At 52.6% G+C, this 19,969-nt stretch carries 14 protein-coding genes; 5 read left to right on the top strand and 9 right to left on the bottom strand.

Annotation, left to right across the window (positions count from 1 at the left end; all coding sequences use genetic code 11):
* Window positions 1–17 precede the first annotated feature (17 nt).
* The gene (locus tag B9Z32_RS08700; protein WP_108420825.1) at window positions 18–2,714 is read right to left on the bottom strand and encodes a zinc-dependent metalloprotease; all 2,697 of its coding nucleotides are present in this window, start codon (window positions 2,712–2,714) and stop codon (window positions 18–20) included.
* A gap of 136 nt (window positions 2,715–2,850) precedes the next feature.
* Between B9Z32_RS08700 and B9Z32_RS08695 the strand changes: the two genes are divergently transcribed.
* Complete coding sequence (locus B9Z32_RS08695) at window positions 2,851–3,750, top strand: diacylglycerol kinase family protein (protein WP_108420824.1); 900 nt, start codon at window positions 2,851–2,853, stop codon at window positions 3,748–3,750.
* A gap of 312 nt (window positions 3,751–4,062) precedes the next feature.
* Here B9Z32_RS08695 and B9Z32_RS08690 read toward each other — a convergent pair whose 3' ends face one another.
* Both B9Z32_RS08690 and B9Z32_RS08685 read right to left on the bottom strand, forming a co-directional pair.
* Window positions 4,063–4,458: a hypothetical protein gene (locus tag B9Z32_RS08690; RefSeq protein WP_108420823.1), complete on the bottom strand. Its 396-nt coding sequence runs from the start codon at window positions 4,456–4,458 to the stop codon at window positions 4,063–4,065.
* The gene (locus B9Z32_RS08685) at window positions 4,455–6,677 is read right to left on the bottom strand and encodes a prolyl oligopeptidase family serine peptidase (protein ID WP_158268196.1); all 2,223 of its coding nucleotides are present in this window, start codon (window positions 6,675–6,677) and stop codon (window positions 4,455–4,457) included. The genes B9Z32_RS08690 and B9Z32_RS08685 overlap by 4 nt, the downstream gene beginning before the upstream one ends.
* Window positions 6,678–6,855: 178 nt before the next feature.
* Here B9Z32_RS08685 and B9Z32_RS08680 point away from each other — a divergent pair, with 178 nt between their 5' ends.
* Window positions 6,856–9,111 (top strand): TonB-dependent siderophore receptor, encoded by a 2,256-nt coding sequence (locus B9Z32_RS08680; RefSeq protein ID WP_108420821.1) that lies wholly within the window; start codon window positions 6,856–6,858, stop codon window positions 9,109–9,111.
* Here the strand turns inward: B9Z32_RS08680 and B9Z32_RS08675 are convergent, their stop codons facing one another.
* From B9Z32_RS08675 to B9Z32_RS08650, 6 genes are all read right to left on the bottom strand, one after another.
* The gene (locus B9Z32_RS08675) at window positions 9,112–11,250 is read right to left on the bottom strand and encodes a prolyl oligopeptidase family protein (RefSeq protein ID WP_233248148.1); all 2,139 of its coding nucleotides are present in this window, start codon (window positions 11,248–11,250) and stop codon (window positions 9,112–9,114) included.
* Window positions 11,251–11,422: 172 nt separating this feature from the next.
* Window positions 11,423–12,433 (bottom strand): ketopantoate reductase family protein, encoded by a 1,011-nt coding sequence (locus B9Z32_RS08670; protein ID WP_108420820.1) that lies wholly within the window; start codon window positions 12,431–12,433, stop codon window positions 11,423–11,425.
* A 33-nt stretch (window positions 12,434–12,466) separates the two neighbouring features.
* Window positions 12,467–13,054 (bottom strand): amino acid synthesis family protein, encoded by a 588-nt coding sequence (locus tag B9Z32_RS08665; protein ID WP_108420819.1) that lies wholly within the window; start codon window positions 13,052–13,054, stop codon window positions 12,467–12,469.
* Between the two features lie 18 nt (window positions 13,055–13,072).
* A complete protein-coding gene (locus B9Z32_RS08660) occupies window positions 13,073–15,469 on the bottom strand; it encodes a xanthine dehydrogenase family protein molybdopterin-binding subunit (RefSeq protein ID WP_199219963.1) in 2,397 nt (798 codons plus the stop codon).
* A complete protein-coding gene (locus tag B9Z32_RS08655; protein ID WP_369909834.1) occupies window positions 15,462–15,965 on the bottom strand; it encodes a (2Fe-2S)-binding protein in 504 nt (167 codons plus the stop codon). The genes B9Z32_RS08660 and B9Z32_RS08655 overlap by 8 nt, the downstream gene beginning before the upstream one ends.
* Window positions 15,958–16,791, bottom strand: coding sequence for a xanthine dehydrogenase family protein subunit M (locus B9Z32_RS08650; protein ID WP_158268195.1), 834 nt, complete (start codon window positions 16,789–16,791; stop codon window positions 15,958–15,960). Before B9Z32_RS08650 ends, B9Z32_RS08655 begins: the two co-directional genes overlap by 8 nt.
* A 149-nt stretch (window positions 16,792–16,940) precedes the next feature.
* On the opposite strand from B9Z32_RS08650, the gene B9Z32_RS08645 reads away from it, so the two are divergent.
* The 3 genes from B9Z32_RS08645 (at window position 16,941) to B9Z32_RS08635 (ending at window position 19,967) form a co-directional block, all read left to right on the top strand.
* Window positions 16,941–17,777, top strand: a complete 837-nt coding sequence (locus B9Z32_RS08645) for a GntR family transcriptional regulator (protein ID WP_108420815.1) — start codon at window positions 16,941–16,943, stop codon at window positions 17,775–17,777.
* A gap of 19 nt (window positions 17,778–17,796) precedes the next feature.
* Window positions 17,797–18,792, top strand: coding sequence for a tripartite tricarboxylate transporter substrate binding protein (locus B9Z32_RS08640; protein ID WP_158268194.1), 996 nt, complete (start codon window positions 17,797–17,799; stop codon window positions 18,790–18,792).
* 173 nt (window positions 18,793–18,965) lie between these two features.
* Window positions 18,966–19,967 carry a tripartite tricarboxylate transporter substrate binding protein gene (locus B9Z32_RS08635; RefSeq protein WP_108421103.1) on the top strand — a complete coding sequence of 334 codons (1,002 nt, stop codon included), beginning with the start codon at window positions 18,966–18,968 and terminating at the stop codon, window positions 19,965–19,967.
* The last annotated feature ends 2 nt before the right edge of the window (window positions 19,968–19,969 follow it).

Raw genomic sequence — 19,969 nt, 5'->3', positions numbered from 1 at the left:
AAGGACGCTGAATTGGCTTAAGGCGTTGCTCTTTGCATGGAAGCTTTCAAACTCGCATTCAAAGTGTCAAGTGCATCTGCATAGTGCGCACGTGTCGTTTTAGACAAACCGGGTTTGGCATTGGCTTTTTCCAACACGCTGACCAACTGACGTGCGTTTTCACGCATGATGCTGCGGGCATCGGCTGGCCATGGACCTGCGGGCTTCACCAGCACATCGGCCATGCGGCGCAGTTGTTCGCGTTGCAAGTTGCGGCGCATCAAACTGGTCTCTTGACCTGTTTTGGCCTCTGACCAAATGGCATCTTGAATGGTGTCATACACGTCAGACAAACCCAAAGTCTCTTTTGGATCATTCACCTTCATGCCTACTTCAGCCAAGCGAGAGGCTACAGAAGGAGAATAAACATGATCGAGAATGCCTCTTTGCACGCCAGCTACCAAAGCGGCAACAGAGGTCTGCATACTGCCTTCGGCTTCTGTGCGCTCAAATCGATCTGTAGCCAAACGGGCAATAAATTCTGGTTTGAATTTGAAACTGTCTGTACCAAAGAAGTCTTTGGTAATGACGGCCAATGCCTCTCTTTGCTGCGCAGCACTCACAGGCTCAAACACTGCTTTTTTGCTGCCTGCGCGCTCCCGGCGAATGTGCACACCGCCAATGTATTTGGCTGCCAATGGTGCAACGCGATTCAGCTGATTAAAGCCGCTTCGGAAACTCCTTGTGAGGCGTTCATAACTGTCACCCGTGGCCAAGTTCATGTTTTGCAAACGGTCCCACAATTCGCGTGAGAGTTTCATGCGCAGCTTGTAATAAGCCAGAGGGTCTGCACCTAGGTCAAATCGATTGACCAAGGGGTCGACACCGCCCATGCTGCCAAAGCCTGCATCCTCATCGGAGTCGAATTGCAATTCAGGCTGGCTGGCTTTGGCCAAAATTTGTGCCAGTCCTTGAGCCTCTTGGCCTGGTGGAAATTGTTTGTAACCAAACTCAATGGCCCAATAGTCATATGCGCCTAACGTGGACATGACGTACTCGCCCTGCTTCTCACCTTTGGGTGAAATGTTGTAGGGGTTGTAGTCCATGACGGAAGATGTCACGCCATTGATCTTGGTGAAGTTGGGATCTTGAATTTGTTTCAAGTCGTACACCGTAGAGGCTCTGAAATTGTGACGCAGGCCCAAGGTATGGCCCACCTCGTGCATCATGACGTCTTTGACATAAGCCTGCGCTAAGGCATCAGCTTGAGGGCTGTCTAGCTCCATGCCGCGGGCTTCTAGCAAATCTAGGGCGTAATTCAATTCTTGCGCAGAAGAATGTGCGTGGTTGCACATCTCGCCATTTACACCATGGGCACCGTGGGCAGAGTGCGCATGACCCATGTCTTCAATCACAGCCCTACGTGCGCCTCGAGCAAAAACATCCGACATACCAATGTCGGCATCCAAAATTTCGCCGGTGCGGGGGTCGGCTTGAGAAGGGCCAATGGCAAAGCCTACATCAGCGCCCGTGAACCAACGAACTGATGCGTGCTTGGCATCCATGTTGTTGAAGTCGTCTGTGGCCTGTTGTTGCTTCACGACCAGGGCGTTTTTAAAGCCCGCTTTTTCAAATGCTTTGTTCCATTCCAAAACACCTTCAGAAACCGATTTGCGATATTTTTCTGGAATGTTTTTGTCAAGCCAAAAAACGATAGGCTCTTTAGGCTCAGACACAGCAGCAGCGACGTCTTTCTTTTCTAAGCGCCAACGTTTGAGGAAATGCGTTTTTGGTTTGATATTGAGGTCGGTGGTGTAGTCGGTGCGAGCCACTGTAAAGAAACCCACCCGCTCATCGGCAATGCGCGTTTGCATCGGCTCAGGCAGGGGCATGAGGCTGTAATAGAAAGACACAAAAAGACTGCGTGGGTCGGGCGTAGCGCGCGGCGGTGACGTCATGGCCCCAGGACCTGGCATGATGGGCGGCGCAGCAATTCTGGGCACTGAAAAATGCACCTTCACTTCTAAGCCTGTGAGCTTGTCTGTGTTTTTGACAGCAGAGAAAGACGTGTTGCGCGTGTCAACAGCAAAAGGCATTCTGAATGCTGCCTCCAATCGGGTTTGATATCCAGGAATATCTGAAAACAACAAACTGTTGGCCTCAATCAACACCGATTTGGTTTCGGGATGGGGCTGCGTAAGCACAGCTGCGCTGGCTAGCAAACTGTCGGAGAAAGATTCTGAGACAAACTGCGCTTGCGGTGTGCCCTCTTTCGCAAAGAACTGGGTGTTCTTGGCAATCAATTGAATTTGATTGCCTATTTTCTTAAATTCAACCAATCTGGAACTGCCCATTTGGCTGCCATACAAACCGCGCTCACCCACTGAATTGGGGATGTTGTAGGAAAAGAAAAATGGTTTGTTTAATTGGCTGGGCAAAATTTCGAGCCAGATCTTGTCGTCCTTTTGGTGGAGTGTAAAAAACCCGGGTGTAGCCTTGGCATCCCTCAGAAAGTCTTTCATGGGCCTCAATGCGCCTGGGGCAGCGGGAGGGGTTGGCGGCGTAGCAGGTGCGGCGCCTGGTGCAGCCGATGGAGCAGCTGGAGCGGCTGGAGCTGCTGGAGGAGAGTCGGGTGCTGGTGGTGTCTGAGCTTGAACTGCAGTCAAAGCCAAAAGGCCAATGCATGCAACTGTCAGGGTGGTCAATTTGTAGGAGGGTGTTTTGGACCTGGACATGCGGAATTCCCAATAAAATCTTATTTAACAATATTATTCATTCTAAAGACCTGCGTATTCGGGTTATTACTAAGCTGCGTTTACAGCAGGGTCTTTGTCCTTGCGTAATTTCCTAGAACAGGGTTTGCTCGCGCACATGACTGCACTCATTTTGATCAACCCTCATGCGGCTGGGGGTCGGGCACAGCAACTTATCAGCCACGTGCAGGCATGGTGCCATGCACTGCCACCGCAAAATGATTCGCCCCAAATTGTGGTTCCCGACAGCATTGAGAAGGCGCTCGAGCTTCTGTCTCAGTTGCCGCCCAAAACACGCGTTGTGCTTATAGGTGGCGACGGCACCTTGAATCAAATGCTGCCCGGTTTGTTACAAGGCAGACATTCAGTCGGTCTGGTGCCATACGGTAGCGGCAACGATTGCGCACGCGCATGGGGTTTGCATCGCATGACCTGGCAACAAGCATTGGCCTATGCACTTGAAGGTCAAGTTAGCGCCATCGATATAGGTCGTGCTGTGCTAGACCAGAATACAACTACTTTTTTTCATTCAAGTTTAGCGGTTGGCTTTGATGCTTCGGTTGGCAACCGCGCATTGGCAGGGCCTAAATTTCTAAGAGGTCTGCCCCGTTACTTGCTTGCCACTTTGCGTGAGTTGGTCAATTTGAAGAACTGGCCACTGAAAATTGAAATCCATGGTGAACAGGTCTTCGAGGGGCAAAGCTTGCTAGCGTCTTCTCTCAACACCCCAACTTATGGCGGCGGTATGCCCGCCGTACCCCATGCCAACATCAATGACGGTCAACTCAACTTGCTCGTGGGCGGCACGTTCAACCGTTTGCAAACTCTGCTCATGCTGCCACGCCTTTTAATTGGCAAGCATCTGGGTCACCCCCGCATTCAGTGCCATGCTTTTTCAAACGCCACCCTCCACTGCACCACATTGGTACCCGTAGCGGCAGATGGCGAAACACTGGGTTTTGCAACTCGCATCGAAGTTGAGTGCCTCTCTAAGTCCCTTCAAGTTGTGAAGCTTTAAATGGGGTCAGATCAACATTAATTTTTGGTTTCTTTGAGTGGGAACGTTGCAAAGCATGGGTGAGGGGGCTTCCTCATACTGGAGTACCAGAAATCGTCAGCCCCCTCACCCATGCTTTGCAACTTAGTTCAGGTGAACAACTCCACTAAAGCAAAATTGATTGCAGGGTGCAAATCTCTCAAAAAAATTGAATACTGTTCGCAGTCTGTGGGAGGTTGCATTGGACAGGTGACGATTTCTGGTACTCCAGTATGAGGATCCTGCCCAATGCAACCTTCCGCAGCGAGCACAGCAAATTTCAAAGACAAAAAACTACTGCGACCACACCTTCATATTCCCAGTGAACAAACTAAACCCCGCGCCCAACAACACTTTCTCCAAAATATTTCGACTCGGGGTTGCCATGCCTCCACACACCTTTGATACATAAGAAGCATCGTAGTGATCGATTGCATCCAAGCCCATGTTCAACCCCAACAATGGCAACAAATAGCCACCTCCTGTAAGCAACAACAATGAAGGCGTTGCAATGGTCCGCGCCAACTTGATCTCATCATGCAGCGGCGCCAATGCAAACGAACGCTGACAAGCCGGTTCCCTGAATTGCGGCGTACTTGGATTGATGCTTTCGGCCATATTGCGCGTTTGACTTGCACACCCCGTCAGACCCAACAACAAAAGTAGCAAGAAAAATTTGTAACGTCTCACTTGCGTTCCGGTTGAAATCCTGATTCACCCATCTGCCAAAGCATGAATGCTTGGAACTCAGCAGTGCGTTGCATCGCCTGTTCAGCGCTAGATCCCGACCCATGACCGGCTTCATAATCTAAGCGCAGCAACACAGGCTGAGCGCCCTTTTGCGCATTGGCCAATTGCGACGCAAATTTCAAGCTTTGCCAAACATCCACACGGGAATCGTTCACGCCGTGCATCAGCATGGTGGCAGGATAGCGCACGCCCTCTTTCACTGCGTGGTAAGAACTGTTTCGCAAAAGTGCGTGAAACTCAGGCTCCACTTTCACGGTGCCATATTCAGGAATATTGGCCACGCCATTGGCACGCTGCTCAGAACGAACCATGTCCAACACGGGCACAGAAGGTACTGCCACAGCAAACAAATCAGGACGTTCAGTGATGGCGCGGCCTACAAAAATACCTCCCGCACTGCCACCATAAATACCCAACTTTGCCGCACTGGTATAGCCATTGGCAATCAGCCATTCGGCCGCAGCAATACCATCTTTCCAAGTATTGAACTTGGTGGTTTTGTGACCTGCTTCGTGCCACTGACTGCCCAGCGCGCCACCCCCGCGCACGTGTGCATAAACATAAATACCGCCGCGCTCCACCCACGCCATCACACCATTGCTTCGGGCTGGCTCTTCAGTGGTCCCATAAGCACCATAGCCATACAAAATGGTGGGGTTCTTGCCATTTAGAACTGCATCCTTGCGCATGATGATGGAGACCGGCACTCTCACCCCATCGTGGCTGGGCACCATCACTTCACGGGCCACTATTTCGGCCCTTTGCACAGGCTCTACAGGCGGCGCTAAGTTCAAACGAACAAACTGACCGGCATTTGAGTTGCTTGAAGCCGTTGGCGTAAAGACATAGCGACGCAAAGATTGCGTCCAACTGCTCACGGCCACAATCAAATCGGGATGATCAATGCTGCCCACCACAGTGACATTGCCCTCTAAAGGCAAGGACACTTTTTGGACATCTATTTTGTTAGCGCTTGAACTTGAGCTTGAACTCCCCAAACCATTGATAGAAGCCACAGGCAATCGAAGCAATGCCGTGTTCACACCTTCTCTTCGCGTAACAATCAGGCTGTCTTGGCTGACCGTCATGGCGCGCAGCACGCCTTCAGACTCTGGCAACAAAGTTTCAGCAGATTTCAAATCAAGCTGTGTCAATTTGAGTTTCAAAATTTTGAAACGAGGCGCGTCGAGTGCACTGCGCAAGTAGACATTGCCATGCCCCATGTCAACTTCGCGAATATCGGCCGATTGGTTGAAAACCTCGCGCCACTTGGCCTTGCCGTTCATCACGTCGTCCAAGTTGGCCACGTACATGGCCAAGCGCCTGTCAACCCCAAAGTTAACCACCATGCCCGCCAAATCGGTGCCAGGCAGCTCTTGTACATAACCTGTCGCAAAGCTTGGCAGCTTGAGTTCGGCATACATCGAAGCACTGAAGATCAGCTTGTCTGGATTGGTCTGATTCAAATCCAAGTAATAACGCCCAGTGTCTGCAAATCGCTCTGTCGACCGCATAGACTCAAAACCTGGACGCAAACGTGAAAAAAACAAGCCAGATCCATTTTTGCGCCAACTGGCACCCGCAAATCGAACCCGATCGATGGGCGGCAATAGCGACTTGCTCGTTGCCACTTCAATCACATGCATGTGGCCAATTTCAGAACCTGATGCATGCATGCCGTAGGCCAGCAATTTGCCATCGGGTGAAGGATGGAAACTTTGAATGGCATGCGGCCTGCCTTTTTCTTTGGTCACTGCTACTGGATCAACCAAAAGCCGCTCTTCACCAGCCACCCCATCTCGCCAAACCAGCTTCGCTTGAGATTGCCCTTGCTCGCGTTTCAAATAAAACCAGCGCCCCGATTCGGTTCGGGTAATAGCCGAAATCACCGAACCGCCCACTGAGTCTTTCTCCTTCAGAGACGCCAAGATGGAAGCTCTTCCGGGAATTTGCTTCAAAATAGACTCTGTTGCTTCTGCCTGCCCTTTCATCCAATTCACGACCGCAGGATCTTTGACTTGCTCTAGAAATCTATATGGATCATTGACAGCCACACCCCAATAAACATCTTGAACATTTTGTGCTGCCAATGGCGGGGGAACATCAATGCCGGCAAAGTGAAAGGCCTTGTTCGATTGGGCAAAGACAGCAAAAGACAAGCAAAAACCGACAAAACAAAAATTGAACTTTATAAATTTCATTATTTAGTGATTAGATTTGCAATAATTTGCATAATACCTGTTCTGACTATTTTCAAATCCCAAATACTGGCTTGCGAAGCCCTGTTCAGTTGCGAAAATAAGAACTATTTCAATACATTTTTAAAAGTCCCATTCCATGAAAAGCTTATCCATCCATGCCATTAGGCGTGAACCTGTTGGCATGATCCCGCGTCAGCCCGTTACATGGATGGCACTGGCTGCGCTGACAGCGCCAATGAGCGTTTGGGCCCAAGACAGTAGCGTTGGTGGCCAAACTGAAACCACCACTGCCCCACAAACCAGCGTCATCCAACGCGTTGAGATTGTGGGCCGGCAAGGCTCTACCGAACTCAGGCGTGCGGCCAGTGTGGCCAAACAGATTTATGGTCGCGAAGAACTCGATCGTTTTGGAGACACCAACGCGCTCGACGTGATGCGCCGCCTGCCAGGGGTAAATGTCAGCTCGGGTGGCCCCCGCATGCGTGGCCTGGGTGCTGGCTACACTCAAATTCTGATCAATGGCGATCCCGCACCTCAAGGCTTTAACCTTGACCAACTCAGCCCCTCCCAGATTGAGCGCATTGAAGTTCTTCGCGCACCTACAGCAGATCAAAGTGCACAAGCCGTGGCTGGAACGATCAACATCATTTTGAAAGAAGCCCCGCGCAGTTCACAACAAAGCTTGCGCCTTGGTGTTAGCAACGGCCGCGACAGGCCCATGGCCAACATCAACTATTCGATCAGCGAATCGAAAGGTCCTTTCAACATGTCTCTGCCGGTTTCGCTGTTTGAGTGGGACCGCCAGACTCGCACCACCATAGACCGTCAAATGGAAGGCACTGATGGAAAGACTGCCGTTTCTGAACAAATAGGCACTGCCACTTCATGGGGCTGGGGCTACAACATTGCTCCGCGTTTTAACTTCAAGTTCAGCGATGAACAAACCCTCTCCATTGCCACATTTTTCCAAAAAGGCTACTGGAACTTCCGCAACGATTTTCTCAACCGCACCATTTCTGGCAATCCCGTTTTTGACGACAATTCCATCCAAGATGGTTATTGGGAAAATCGACGCGGCAATTTAACTTGGGTCAATCGTTTCAGCCCAGACCAACGCATTGAAATCAAGGCGGGCTTTCAGCAAGGACGCTCTGCTTTTGACTCGCGCAACTTGCGCTCAGGCGCTTTGCAGCTCAACACCGTGGGCAGCAACCAAGACGATGCCATCACGCAGTCTGGCAAGTACAGCCACCTGCTGGGCAGCTCGCACTCATTGACTGCGGGATGGGATCTAGAAAACAGAGATCGTCTGGAACGCCGAACCACCAAGGATGCGGCTGGCAATGCTTTGCTGCCAAGCTTTGAAGGTCAACCCTTTGAAGCGCAAGTGCGCAGACAAGCTTTTTACATTCAAGACGAGTGGGAAATTTCACCCCAGTGGCAACTCTATTTGGGTTTGCGCAATGAGCGCATTATTTCTGAAAGCGCCACTACAGCATCTCCAGTTCGCAATGAAAGCAGTGTGTTGTCGCCGCTGGCCCATGTAACCTACAAGTTCAACCCCAAAAGTCGGGACATGATTCGTGCCAGCTTGACACGAAGCTACAAAGCGCCAGGCCTTAACACATTGCTGGCCAGGCCCCAGATCAACGGGGCATACACCAACACCAACCTTACCAATACGCCGCTGGCCCCCGATCGCATGGGCAACCCTGCCCTCACACCAGAACTCGCAACAGGCATTGACATCGCTTATGAAAATTATTTAACCAATGACGGCATCTTCAGCGTCGGCATATTTCATCGCAACCTCACCAATGTGGTGAGGAATGTGACTGAGTTGCGCACAGTGAACTGGGCCAATGCACCGCGTTGGATCTCGCAGCCACAAAACTTTTCAGACGCCGTTACCAGTGGGCTTGAGTTTGAGTTGCGCGGCCGCGCTTCCGATTTGATGCCCAAATTGCTGGGCACTGCCAAGGCTTTGAATATTCGGACTTCACTGAGCATTTACAACTCAAGCATTGCCGCCCTGAATGGACCCAACAATCGCTTGGATGGCCAACAGCCTTGGTCTGCCAACTTTGGTTTTGATCAACGGATTACGGGTTTGCCTTTGAGCATTGGCGGCAACTTCAACTATACGCCTGGCTATGACACCCGCCAGACTGAAGACCTGGTTCTCAAACGCTCATCAGCTCGAAGCGTCGACGTGTTTGCATTGATGTTCTTGAGTCCCACCATGTCTTTCAGAGCCGCAGCCAGCGCAGGCGTTCAGCAATTTGGCCCACCCAACGGGGTCAACTTCTCGCAGTACGCCAACGGCGATTACCTACGCACTGACCGCTATGCCAAGCCACAGCTGAACCTGTCATTGGACATGCGCCTTTAATCATAGTCCGCCCAAACTAACCCACATAAACGTATTCTCTAACGCCACCAAATTGGCACGCTGCTCATTGTTGGCAGCGCCGCCATGCCCACCCTCTATGTTCTCGAAATAAAGAACATCATGGCCTTGCTCCAACATCCGAGCTGCCATTTTGCGGGCATGCCCAGGATGAACACGGTCATCGCGCGTTGAGGTGGCAAACAGCACCTTGGGGTACTTCACGCCTTTTTTGACATTTTGATAAGGACTGTACTTGCTGATGTAAGCCCACTCATCGGCTTTGTCAGGGTTGCCATACTCAGCCATCCAACTGTTGCCGGCCAATAGCTTGTGATAGCGCTGCATATCGAGCAAGGGCACACTGCACACCACAGCACCAAACAACTCTGGCCTTTGCACCATCACTGCGCCCACCAACAAGCCACCATTGCTACCGCCCATGATGCCTAAGTGCTGTGGCTTGGTAATGCCAGCTTTGATCAAATCTTCGGCCACAGCAGCAAAGTCGTCATAACTTTTTTGCTTGTTCTGCTTCACGGCGCTTTGATGCCAAGAAGGACCGAACTCACCGCCACCGCGTATGTTGGCCACCACAAAAACACCGCCGCGCTGGAGCCATGTGGTGCCCCAACCACCGCTGTAAAAAGGTGTCATTGAAATTTGAAAGCCCCCATAGCCGTACAACACGGTTGGGTTGGTGCCATCGGTTTTTGCGCCTTTGGGATACACCACAAAGTAAGGCACTTTGGTGCCGTCTTTTGATGTGGCAAAGCGTTGTTCCGTGCGCATTCCTGTGTTGTCAAAAAAAGTCGGGTTGCGCTTGAGTAACTCGCGTTCATCGCTGCCAGCCTTGGCCAAGAACAAACTGGCCGGCGTTAAAAAGTCGAGGTACGACATGCTGTAGTGGTTGGCCAGCGGATCATCTTTGACAAAAGGATCGTGCATGCCCGCTGCACCCAATGCGCCCGGAAATGGCGCTTTCACTTCGCGGCGTTGCCATTTGCCACCAAGGAATTGGAGCTCTTCAATGCGGCTGGCAACGTTGTCCATGATGTTGAGCAACACAAAATCGCGCGTAATAGTAGGACCGCCTCGCGACAATGAGCGCGTTGCTGTGGGCTCAAACAACACCTCAAAGTTACGCTCACCTTTCATCAAAGCATCAAATCGAATGGCCAGCAAGCTCCCTGATTTGAATGTATTGTTTGCAACTTTTAAATCACTTTTCAACAACAAAAAAGCCCATTCGCGCCGCCAAGACAATGTTGCGTCGCTGGGCTTGTCAATCTTGACCAGCTTGCCTTCAACCAACAGATTGATCTCGTTGTTGTAAAAGTCTGTTGATCGCCCAAAGGTGATGCGCTCAAATCCGGGCGTTTTGTCAACGGTGGCAAACGCGGCCACATCACTTTCTTTGCCCTCATAAACTAGCTCAGCTTGGGCCAGCGGCGTACCGCGCGTCCAGCGCTTGATGATTCTGGCATAGCCGCTTTGCGTCATGCTGCCAGGTCCAAAATCGGTGCCCACATACAAGGTGTTGATGTCCACCCAATCGAGCTGCGATTTGGCCTCTGGCAAGTTAAAGCCATCTTTCACAAACTCTCGTTTGCCGATGTCAAACTCACGCGATACCTTGGCATCTGCACCGCCACGCGACAAGTAAATCAAACAGCGGTTGTATTCAGGCGCCAAACAGTCTGAGCCGCCCCACACCCAGTTTTCTTTTTCTGCTTTCCCTAGTGCATCGAGGTCTAAGAGCACGTCCCATTTTGACTCGGCTTTGCGATATTCATCCAGCGTGGTGCGACGCCAGATTCCCCGCGGATTCTTGGCATCTCGCCAGTAGTTGTAAAAGTAATCACCCCGACGTGTGATGCCTGGAATTTGATCGCGGTTGTTGAGCACACCGAGTACTTTGGCGCGGTTTTCTGCAAACACCGGCACGGCTTGCAATTGAGCCGTCGAAACTGCATTGCGCTCACGCACCCATGCCAAGGCCTTCTCGCCCTGCACTTCTTCTAGCCATAAATGGGGATCGATGAGCGCTGAATTCACGGGCTGAGCCTTTACAAAAAATGCACACAGAAGAGCGCCCATACCAACGGCAGAACGCAAGCAAAAAATCAAACGTTTGGACATCGCCACAAACTTCTCCAAAAAAATAATTGGGGTCAGATCAACATTAATTTGGTCAATCCGTGAGGGCTGAAGGCAAGGGGGGCTTCCTCATACTGGAGTACCAGAAATCGTTCAGCCCCCCTTGCCTTCAGCCCTCACAGATTGGAAATTAATGTTGATCTGACCCCAATTATTAACTGTTCAAAAAGCCAATGCCCTTTCCTTGGCGAATGACCCCTGCATTCAGCACATCCAGCATGGCAGCAACAGACTTCAGCGTAGGCACAGCTACCCCTGTGAGCTGGGCCATTTCTACAACCACATTCATGATGGCATCAAACTCGATCGGTCGTCCCGCACGAACGTCTTGAAGCATCGAGGGTGTTTGTGCCAAGTTGTGTCGTACACGCTCTAACTCGGCCAGCGGATCAACCTTCAAATCAATGCCAACGCTGCGAGCCACAGCACTTCCTTCGAGCATCATCAAACCCACAATGTCGGCAGCCAATGCGCTTTGAACGATATAGCCTGGCGACGACTGAGTGATTGAGCACAAGGGATTCCAAATCAGGTTCATCATCAATTTCTGCCACTTGGCGCGCCTGATATCTTGCGTCGCTTCTGTGGGTAAACCTGCGCGACTGACCAAATCGGCAATGCTTTGTAGCCGCTTCGAAAGCTGATTGTCAACTTCGCCAATCTGCAGTTTCGGTGGCATGACTTTGGGCAAAAAGATTTTTCCTGGTGCTGTTTGAGTCACAGGCCGGTAGATCACGGCGCCTAGCACTTGACTCAAGGGCATCTCCCGCTGAAGCACGCCATCAGGATCTAGGCAAGACAAACGTGCGCCTTGGTGAGCTGATTCAACGCCATCAAAGTACCACCACGGCAATCCGTTTTGAATCATCACCATCACACCGTCGGGTGCCAGGAGAGAAACGATGGACTTTGCAGCGGCAGCCAGTTGAGTAGACTTGAGTGTGACAAAAATCAGATCAAAGCGTCCACTGGATTCTTCAGCAGAAAGCGCTTTAACTGGCACCTGAACACTTGGCTGACCTTGGTACTCCACAGTCACCCCATTGGCTTGCAAGGCCGCCAACTGCGCACCGCGTGCCAACAGTTGAACGTCCTCTCCGCTGGCGCTGAGCAAAGCACCCAAGTCACTGCCAATGGCGCCCGCGCCATAAATCAAAATTCTCATAAGTTCACACTCTGGTTGTCTGCAGAAGTCGTTTCATCGCTGACCATCGCCCACAGAAATCTGCTCGACACGCAAACCACCTAAGCGCTCATGAACGCGAGGACCGGTAGACATGGCCAGTGCAAAAAGCAACTCATTGGGCCGCGGTGAATCGGACACACTGACCTCGGCGGTATTGAAGTGGCTGCGCACATAGCAGGCCTCGATGTGATGCAGGGGAACATGCAAACGGCTACCCGCCGAGCCCACAAATTTGCTGGCTGGCACAATCGACTTGGCGTTGGTCAAGACGGCCCGCATGGCCCAACCACCCGCCTCATGCCAAGTGGCGCCATGCTCGAGTTCGCCATTGACACCCACAATAGCGCCTTTGCCGTAGGTCTCAATGTTGCTTGCGCCGCCCAAAGCGGCCACCAACTCCGGCACCATTTCATTGGCCAAGTTGCGGCCTTGTTTGACAAACTCGGCCAACTCATTGGCATCGGCAAATCGCCCTGCAAATGGATTGTTGACCACCACGGCAATCACACCAATTTGCAGTGGGGTTTGCGCAGCTTCACCCCCCTCGTGGTAAGTGGTTTCGATATTCAGAATCTTTTTGCGAACTTGGATCAATTTCATAACTCCTCCGTTTAAAAATCAGTGAATCACGCCGATGGCTTTCAAAATACGATCTGGGGTGACGGGCAAATCAGTAACCTGTCCGTTGAGCGGAAACAGCGCGTCGTTGACCGCGTTGACCACCGCCGCAATGGCACCAGTGATTCCCGCTTCGGCCACACCCTTGGCCCCTAGCTCTGAAGATTGGGTAGGGGTGACCACATGGCCCACGCAAATGTCTGGCATTTCGCCAGCCATGGGCGTGAGGTACTCGGCCATGGTGGCGTTCATCAGCTGCCCCTGATCGTCGTACAGACAACCCTCCAACAAAGCCTGACCAATGCCCTGCACTACCGCCCCGCGCAACTGCTCATCTGCCAGCGCAGGGTTAATGACCACGCCGCAATCGTCAACGATCCAGTGCTTGAGCAAGCGCACACAACCTGTGCGAACATCAACCTCAACCCAGCTGGCCTGCACACCATTGGTATAGATGCCGCCATCGTATTCGCGCTGCGCATAAAAGCGGGTCACGGCCAATTGCGGAACAGGGCCTGACTTGAACAAGTCTGGCCGCACATAGGCCGCCTGGCAAAGCTGCGCCAGCGTACCAAGCACTTGGCCGCCCAGCACATCAAGCAGTTGTTTGTCTTGCAAGCGAATGCGATCTTGGGGAACTTCCCACAAAACGCTGGCGCATCGCAGTACCTCTTCTTTGAGCGCCAGGCTGGCTTGCAAAGCTGCCTCGCCGGCCACACCCGTGCCTCTAGACCCCCAGTTGCCACCACCCACCGGTGCAGCAGCTGTGTCACCCAACTGCATGCGAACATCTAACAGGGGCAGGTCTAAGGTGTGAGCCACTATTTGCGTCAGTGCGGTTTCAGTGCCTTGCCCAGTATCGGTGGCGCCACTGCTGCAAAGCACAGTGCCATCTGCTTGGAGTCGAACGGTGCATCCATCGTTGGCAGCAATGGGCGCTCCGCCTCGGCCATACGTGGCAGAGCCATGGTTTGAATTTTCGACAAAGGTGGCAAAGCCAATGCCTTGGTAACGGCCCTCGGCCAATGCTTTTGCCTGCGCTTGGCGCAGCGCAGGATAGTCCATCAAGCTTACCAATTGGCGCAAACAAGCTTCGTGCGACAGTGCTTCTAATTTGGTGCCCGACAGCAGCTCAGCTGGGTAATCTGAATCGGGGCGGTAATTTTGAAAACGAAACTCAACCGGATCTACCTTGAGTTTGCGAGCGGCACATTCCACGGCCATTTCTGTGAGCAGACAAACAATGGGGTGCCCCACACCTCGATACATGCCATAGGGCGTTTTGTTTTGAAAAGCTACGCGCACATGCGCGTGCAAAGCTGCAAATTGATAGGGCGCGCCCAATAGATTAACCACGTGACGCACCTCGTTCACGCTGCCGCGAGGATGCTTGGAATACGCACCAATACCCAGCAACCCATCGACACCAAAGGCTCGAATTTGATGATCTTGGGAGACCGCAATTTCAACCCGCGCGGTGTGCGCTCTGGCGTGAACATCACTGCTGAATGATTCGAGTCGGTCGGCAATAAACTTCACTGGACGGCCCAGCAATCTAGACAACATCACAGCAGCAAACTCGTCGGGATAAGTGTGGATTTTCAAACCAAAACTACCGCCCGTTTCGAGGGCCACCACACGCACCCGATTCTCTGCAAGGCGCAAATGCGTGGCCAACACACTTTGCATCATGTGCGGCACTTGGGTACCCATCCAAACCGTCAATTCTTCGCGGCCACTGTCCCAATCAGCTACCACGCCGCGCGGCTCGAGCGTGACGGCCGTGACACGGGTAGTAGAAATACTCAGAGACAAACTCAAAGCCGATCGGGCTACTTCACCAGCGTAGTCACCACGATCTACACGCGCCTCATAAGCCAAGTTGGCTTTTTCCAACTCTGGGTGAATGGCGGTGGCGTCTTGAGCCAGCGCGGCTTCAGGGTCTACTACCGCCTCAAGTGGCTCCCAGTCTACTTCCACCATGGCAAGCGCATCTTCGGCCAGTGCGCGAGTCTGGGCGGCAATCATGACCACTGGCTCACCCTGCCAACGTACCGTCTCATGGGCCAAGGGCCACTGCGGAGCCGAAACCATGCCTGGCAAGTGATTCAATACGCCTAAAAATGGCTTGCAATGTGCACTCAAGTCGGCGCCGGTGAGCACACTGACAACACCTGGCATGGCACTCGCCACTTTGGTGTCAATTGAGAGAATTCGCGCATGGGCATAGGGGCTTCGCAAAAAGCAAACATGGACCATGCGTGGCAGTTCGATGTCGTCGCAGTAGCGTGCTTGACCTTGCACCAAGCGCTTTGCGCCAACGCGCGGCACTGCAGCGCCTATGCCATCGTGCAAGTGCAAGTGCAAGTGCGAAGAAGGAAGTTCTGCGCTATTCACCACTGGCCTCTCGCAAAGTTTGTGCGGCATCCATCACCGCATTGACAATGGACTCATAGCCCGTGCAACGACAGTAGTTGCCCGATAAATATTCACGCACTTCGTCTCGGCTTGGCTCAAGCTGAGCTTGCAACAACTCCGCTGCCGTGAGCAGCATGCCAGCCGTACAAAAACCGCACTGCATGGCATGGCATCGCACAAAGCTGTCTTGCAGGGCACGCACCACGGGATCGTCAGACAGCCCCTCGATGGTGAACACTTGCGCAGCATCAGCCTGCACTGCCAAGGTGAGGCAACTGCGCACCGCACGGCCATCAACTTGCACGGTGCAGGCACCGCACACCCCATGCTCGCATCCAATGTGCGTGCCTTTAAAGCCCTGCGACTCGCGCAAAAAATCGCCCAAGTGCTGGCGTACCGAGACCTGAGCATGCACGGGCTGCCCGTTGACTTGCAACTTGATGTTCAGCCCTGTATCGGACTGTTGATCACTGATAAAGGTCATGAATGACATCCTCGAGCACTGAGCGCCCAATGTATTTTTTGGCTTGGCTAGAACACCACAAATCTGCCGATGCTTGCATATCGCGTTCGTACACATCAAGCGCCATGGCAATTGCCTGCGAAGCAGAATCTGCAGCTTCGATGGCCTGACAGATGGGTTCGGCCAATACGGGGTAATCGCCCACAGCAAAAAAGCTCAAACCAACATTCGTCAAACGTTGGCCACTTCGCTTGGCCTGACCCGCCAACCCCACCATGGCATAGTCGCCTTTTCGGCGAGCCACTTCTTTGAAACCGGTCTGCAATGCATCCATGCGCGCAAACTCAACAGCCACGATCATCTCGTCGGCTGCGCAGGCGTTGCGAAACATGCCTTGGTAAAAAGTTCGGGCTGGCACACGCCGAGAACCCCTTGACTTACTTTGAAGTATGAAAGTGGCGTCAGCGGCCACGGCACAGGCAGGCAATTCGGAAGCCGGATCACCCAGAGCCAAGCTGCCGCCTATGGTTCCACGGTTTCGAATACCTGGGTGCGCAATCCAGGGAGCTGCTCGGTGCAGCAATGGCAAACTGGCCTTGACCAAAGGCGATGTGATCAGATCGGCATGGCGCGTGAGTGCAGACAGTCGAACCACGTCGGTGGTGCTTTGAGGCGGCTCTGAAATCTCTTGCACACGGTTGATGTCAATCAGCAAAGCGGGTGCACTCAGCCTCAGGGCCAGAGACGGCATCAAGCTCTGCCCTCCCGCCAAAAGTCGCGCGTCTTCACCGTGCTCGCCCAGCAGTTCGAGACAGTGCTCAAGTGATTGAGCCAACACGTATTTAAAGGGAGCCGCCTTCAACTTGGATTCCTATCGACACTGATATGTGAGCGCTTGTGGGTTTGCCCGTAGCGAGAAAACATTGATTGAAACACCTTAATTACTATATAGTAATTTGATTCTGATGTGAACAAGGTTTTTTGCTCATGACCATGACATGGCGCGAGAGTGTTTTGAGAAAGCTAAACCAGCCCGTTGCAGGCATGCCCAAACACGGCGGCCTGTATGCTGGCTTTGTAGAAGCCATCGAGTCTGGCGCGCTCAAGCCCGGACAAAAACTTCCCACAGAAACAGCGCTGGCCGAACAGCTTCCCGTCAGCATTGGCACCATTCAGCGCGCACTCGGCACTCTGGTGAGTGAGGGCTTGGTGGTTCGCCGGCGTGGCGCTGGCAGCTTTGTGGCGCACCCTCAACACTTGCTAGAGCATCCGCTGCACTGCCGTTTTGTGGGGCCACATGGTTTCTTGCCTGTTTACTCTCAACTCATTGGCAGGAAACTCATGAAAGCGCAAGGCCCTTGGTCTGCGCCTTTGAATCAAAACGGGCAAAGTGTTTTGAGAATTGATCGCAAGATTTCAATCAACCGAGAGTTCAATGTTCTGAGCCGAATTTATGTCGACCTGCTGCGGTTCCCTTTGCTCATGACTTGCCCGCCAGCAGAGTTGGCCAGTGCCAACATCAAGCTGCTTTTGGCCAAGCACTACCGAGTTGCCATTTCGCACATTGAGCAGTCGATGACAATGGCGCCATTTAGCGCAGCATTGCAACGCGTTATGGAAGTACAGCCCGATGCCGTCGGCGCCAAAATGGAACTGCTCGCAATAGAAACCGGCGGCATGGCAGTGATGTACCAAGAACTCTATGTTCCTACCAATCCCTATCGGCTGGTGGTGTCAGACAAATTCAGTGCCACTGAAGATGTGTCAACGTCAAAGTCAACCACATCCAAAGCCAAATCAGTTCACCAGTTCAGCAGACTCTAAACCTCAGAGGAGATACGTCATGAAGACATTGAAATTGTTCAGCACATCCCTAGCCGCCCTGTGCGCATTGTTTTTAACCGGGCCAATACAAGCCCAAGCCCAAGCCCACGCCCAAAGCGCAGACGGATACCCCAACAAACCCATTCGCGTGGTAGTTCCCTTTGCAGCTGGCGGCCCTACCGATGTCATTGCTCGAGTGATTGCAACCCACCTCAAAAATTCTTTGGGTCAACCCATCTTGATTGAAAATAGAACGGGTGCGGGCGGCAACATTGCCATCAAGAGCGTGGCCACATCCCCTGCTGACGGCTATACCTTGTTGTTCTCCAGCTCGAACATTGTGTCCAACCCCGCCATGCAAGCGCCATTTGATCCCATCAAAGATTTTGCGCCCATCACCTATGCAGCGGTATCGCCCAACATCATTTACGTGCACCCTTCTTCGCCCATTCAAAATGTTGCCGATTTGGCGGCTCACTTAAAGCAAAAGCGCAACCCCACGACTTATGGCACGCCTGGTGTTGGCACTACGCCGCATATTGCTTGTGAAGGTTTGAAGATGGCTGCCAATGGCGAGGCCATTCATGTTCCCTACCAAGGCGCAGCGCCCGTGGTCAATGCGGTGTTGGGCAACCAGCTCACCTTTGGTTGCTCCGCTTTGCCCCCCACCACATCACACGTGAAAGCTGGCACCCTGCGAGCCATCGCTGTAACCAGCGCCCGCAGAAGCGCCGTGATGCCCAACGTACCTACTCTGGCTGAGTCGGGCTTTCCAGAGGTGGTGGCTGACAACCTGCAAGGCCTCTTAGCCCCAGCCGGCACACCACCCGCCATTATTGACAAGCTGCACAAAGCCGTTGCCGCCATTTTGAGCCAACCCGAGGTGCGCGACCAACTGCAAAACATTGGCTTTGACTTGTACGCCACAACGCCCGCTGAATTTAGCCGCATCATTGCGGTGGAACTCGAGCGCTATACCCAAATCATTCGACGCGCAGGCATCAAAGCCGAATAAGAATAATTGGGGTCAGATCAACATTAATTTAGGCAATCAGTGAGGGCTGAAGGCAAGGGGGCTTCCTCATACTGGAGTACCAGAAATCGTTCAGCCCCCTTGCCTTCAGCCCTCACTGATTGGAAATTAATGTTAATCTGACCCCAATTATTTGAATTCCAATGGAGACCATCATGAAATCTTCCTCTACCCGACGCACGCTGCTTCAAACCACATTGGCCAGCGCCAGCCTTTGTTTGATCAACCTTGTGGCCATGCCAGCTGCAGCTCAAACAACTTGGCCCACCAAACCCGTCAAAGTTGTTGTGCCTGCGCCAGCAGGCAGTTCTTTGGACGTCATTGTGCGCGGCATGAGCGAAACTTTGAGCAAGCGTTGGGGACAGCCTTTGGTGGTTGACAACAAGCCAGGGGCAGGCGGCACCATTGGCATGGACTTGGTTGCCAAAGCTCCTGCAGATGGTTACACACTTGGCATTGGCTTCAATGGCCCCATCGCTTTTGGACCCTTCATGTTCAAGAAAATGCCATACGACCCTGCCAAGGATTTACTGCCCATTGTGCTCACAAGCTCTCAACCCAATGTGTTGGCGGTACCTGCTGCACACCCTGCCAACAATTTGCGAGAGTTTATTGCTTGGTCTAAATCTCAAGGCGACAAAGTGAGCTATGCCTCTGTTGGCCTTGGCAGCTCTTCTCACTTGTCAATGGAATTGCTCAAGGCCTCTGCAGGTTTTGAAGCCACACACGTTCCGTTCAATGGTTCGCCCCCTGCCGCTCTCTCTGTGGCACAAAACGAAACTCAAGCATTGCTGGCTGTAGAACCAGCATTGCTTTCTCTGGTGCAAGGCGGCCGCCTTAAATTGATTGCGGTCACTAGCCAACAACGTTTGCCCACACGCCCCGATTTGCAGACCGTTGCCGAAGCTGGTTTTCCTGGCTTTGATGCCTTGGCTTGGAACGGCATCTTCGCTCCCGCTGGCACACCAGCGGATGTTGTGAACCGATTGAATGCCGACATCAATGCGGCCATGGCTGAGCCTGCATTTAGGCAAAGCATGGTCAAACAAGGCTTGATTGTTGGCGGCGGCACTGCAGCCAGTTTCAAAACATTCATTGACAGCGAAACCCGCAAATGGGGCACCATCATTACCAATACTGGTATCAAACTTGATTAAAT

The organism is Limnohabitans sp. MMS-10A-178 (assembly GCF_003063375.1).
Classification (GTDB): Bacteria; Pseudomonadota; Gammaproteobacteria; order Burkholderiales; family Burkholderiaceae_C; genus Limnohabitans_A.
Note: the sequence above shows the minus strand (reverse complement) of the source record. Positions and strands in the feature narration are given on the sequence as shown.